3 protein-coding genes are annotated in these 2,948 nt (G+C 60.7%); 2 read left to right on the plus strand and 1 reads right to left on the minus strand.

All coding sequences use genetic code 11. The features are described from left to right. A partial coding sequence (locus tag JNL55_RS22015; RefSeq protein ID WP_293858959.1) for a PstS family phosphate ABC transporter substrate-binding protein occupies positions 1 to 769 on the plus strand: 769 nt, incomplete at its 5' end. 3 nt (positions 770 to 772) lie between these two features. Here the strand turns inward: JNL55_RS22015 and JNL55_RS22020 are convergent. Then, on the minus strand, positions 773 to 1,795 hold the full coding sequence (locus JNL55_RS22020; protein ID WP_293858962.1) for a hypothetical protein: 1,023 nt from the start codon (positions 1,793 to 1,795) through the stop codon (positions 773 to 775). A gap of 118 nt (positions 1,796 to 1,913) precedes the next feature. On the opposite strand from JNL55_RS22020, the gene JNL55_RS22025 reads away from it, so the two are divergent. Next, the coding region (locus JNL55_RS22025; protein WP_293858964.1) for a patatin-like phospholipase family protein at positions 1,914 to 2,948 on the plus strand (1,035 nt) is incomplete at its 3' end.

Genomic DNA, 2,948 nt, shown 5'->3' on the forward strand with positions numbered 1-2,948 from the left:
CATCGACATCTCCAATGCCTCGCGCCCCATCCTCACCGAAGAAATCGAGATGTGCCGCAAGGCCGGCATCAACTTCATCGAGCTGCCGGTGGCCTTCGATGCCATCACCGTGGTGGTCAATCCCAAGAACGATTGGGTCAAATCCCTGACCATCGCCGATCTGAAAAAGATGTGGGAGCCGGCCGCGCAAGGTCAGATCACCCGCTGGAGCCAGGTGCGTCCGGAATGGCCCGATGTGCCGCTGATGTTGTTCGGCCCCGGCGCCGATTCAGGCACCTTCGACTACTTCACCGAAGCAGTGAGCCACAAAGCCAAGGCCAGCCGCGGCGATTACACCGCCAGCGAAGACGACAACGTGCTGGTGCAAGGTGTGGAGAACAACAAGAACGCACTCGGTTACTTTGGCTACGCCTACTACGCGTCGCATAAGGACCGCATGCGCGCCGTGCCCATCGAACGCGACGACGGCACTCAGGTGCTGCCGAGCAATGACACGGTGGTAGACGGCAAATATCAGCCGCTGTCGCGCCCGCTCTTTATTTATGTGAGCGACAAGTCGGCGCAGCGTCCGGAAGTGCGTCAGCTGATCGAGTTCTATCTCACCGAAGGCCCGGACCTCGCCGCTCAGGTCGGCTTCGTCGCGTTGCCTGAGCAGGCCGCACAGATCGCGCTCAAGCACTTCACCGAGAATCGTCTGGGCACGGTGTTCGGCGGCGTGCCAGAAGTCGGCATCACCATCGAAGAGTTGCTGGAGCGCGAAGCCAAGTAACTACTACTTGCTTGCGGTAGACGCACTCGCCTGCCGCTTTCGCTTTTCATCTTCACGCGCACCGGCAAGGATGCCGGGCAGCGCGTAATTGCCTTCGTGGCAAGCGTACTCGTAGATCGGTTCATTGGTGGCGTAGAACGGATACTCCGCCGTCCAAGGCTGTGAGAACGCGACAGGGTCGTCCAACGTCACTCGATAGTTGATCTTGTCCGCCGAGACGCGAGTAAAGCGCTCGGTGATTTTCAGTTTCGCGGTGGAGCCGCGGAACGATTCCTTATCGGTGAAGTTGCTGGTCTCCACCACCAGCGTGTCGCCTTCCCAGCGGCCCACCGAATCACCCATCCATTTCGGCACGCCGCTGGCTTTGCCGTTGAGCCGAACGATGCGTGCGTCATGCACCATCTCCACCAGGATCAATACCGAGTCCCGGTTCTGCACGATTTGATAATGGTTGTTGTACAGCACCGGCAACATCGGCGGGCCGGAGCTGGAACCGAACGACAACAGACAACGCTCCGCCAACGGCCGCACCTCGGGACCGTCGAAGTTGGTTCGCATCGCCATGAAGCGTTCGGTCAGCAGCTTCTGTCGCTCCGGCAATAACGGCACCCGGCCGTCCTTGGGCGCGACGATCAGCGAGCTGCGGCGCTCGCCATTCACTTCGATGACGGCCTGGCCGCGATCGATCCAGAAATTGTTGTAGCCGCAGTCGGCACCGGTAAATCCCAGCCCGCAACTGTTGGGCAGATCCTGAGTGCGGGTATTGGGATCGGTGGGCGCATCGGCGTCGTCGTTGAACTGCTGATTCTGCGACTCGATGGCTTTGGCTTCGGCGTCGCTGATGACCAGACGCTCGCCGAATTCTTTGGGACGTTCCAGCGGTGTGATGGTGGCGTTGGTCCACACGCCCTGCAGATCGGGGTGACCGTCGGCGGTTCGTGGCATTTGCCATTTGCCGTCGGCCGCAACTGCGGGCGCGCTCAGCAGAGCGGACAGCATGGCGCTGATGAGCAAGTGGTCCTTCATGACATCCCCCCAGCTTCCCTGGCGATGACGTCTCGATACCATAGAACCAGGAACGATGCGAGGCGCGTGCTAAAGTCCGCACCGCAGGCCATAACAAATATCCGCGAAGGAATCCGCCATGTCAGAACCGACCGCCGAGCGCACTACATTCAACGAAGTGCTCTGGCGTGAACTGCAAGCGCTGCGCCCCGAGTACTGCGCTTCGCACCCGTTCCAACCGGCAAAATTCGACCCGCAACGGCCCGACGATGCCGGCACCGATGCGCAGTTCCAAGACAACTTGCGCGAGCTGTTCCAGAAGGTGGGCACGCTCGATGCCGACACAGATCCGAACAAGGCACAGCCGCCACTATCGGCGTTGTGTTTGTCCGGCGGTGGCATTCGCAGTGCGACGTTCAATCTCGGCGTGTTGCAGGCGCTGGCCAAAAACAAATTGCTGCCCGAGTTCGACTATCTGTCCAGCGTGTCCGGCGGCGGCTATATCGCCAGCTGGCTGCAGGCCTGGGTGCATCGTCAGCAACAAACTGCCGGCACTGCCAAGGAAGTGTTCGAGGAGTTGGGCAACGACGCTCAGCAACCCGCCAATCCACTCGCGCCCGAACCCAAGCCCGTCGATCATTTGCGTCAGTTCAGTAACTACCTCACGCCGCGGCTTGGTCTTTTCTCCGGCGACACGTGGACGGCAGCGGCCATCATCGTGCGCAACCTGCTGTTGAACTGGCTGGTGATCCTGCCGCTGTTGGCGGCGCTGGTCGTCATTCCGCAAGGCGTGTATCTGCTGGTGCAGAGCACCGTCAGCCCTGGCCTGGGCCGAACGTTGTTGTACACGTCGCTGCTGGTCGAGTTGCTGGCGAGCTTCTCTGTCTATTACCACCGACGCTTCGTACGCGCGCCGGACACGCCACCATCGCGCTATACGTGGTTATGTGTGCTGCCAGTAGTCGCCGCAGCTGCGTTGCTGTCGTTCACCGGCCTCGGCTATGCGAATGGTCCGGCAGTGGTGTTGGATGCGCCGTTCTGGTCGGAAGCCAATCGACCGGTGCTGATGTTCTCGGTGCTTTGGTGCACTGTCATTCCGCTGATCGGTTGGACCGTGGTCGAGTTGTTGTATCGGTTGCGGCATGACATTCCGGCCGAGTCCAAGCACACCTCC

This window comes from Steroidobacter sp. (assembly GCF_016790065.1).
Lineage (GTDB): Bacteria > Pseudomonadota > Gammaproteobacteria > Steroidobacterales > Steroidobacteraceae > Steroidobacter.

Excerpts from the sequence above, each read along its gene's own strand:
- JNL55_RS22020 (WP_293858962.1), bottom strand. The coding sequence starts at position 1,795 with ATGAAGGACCACTTGCTCATCAGCGCCATGCTGTCCGCTCTGCTGAGC.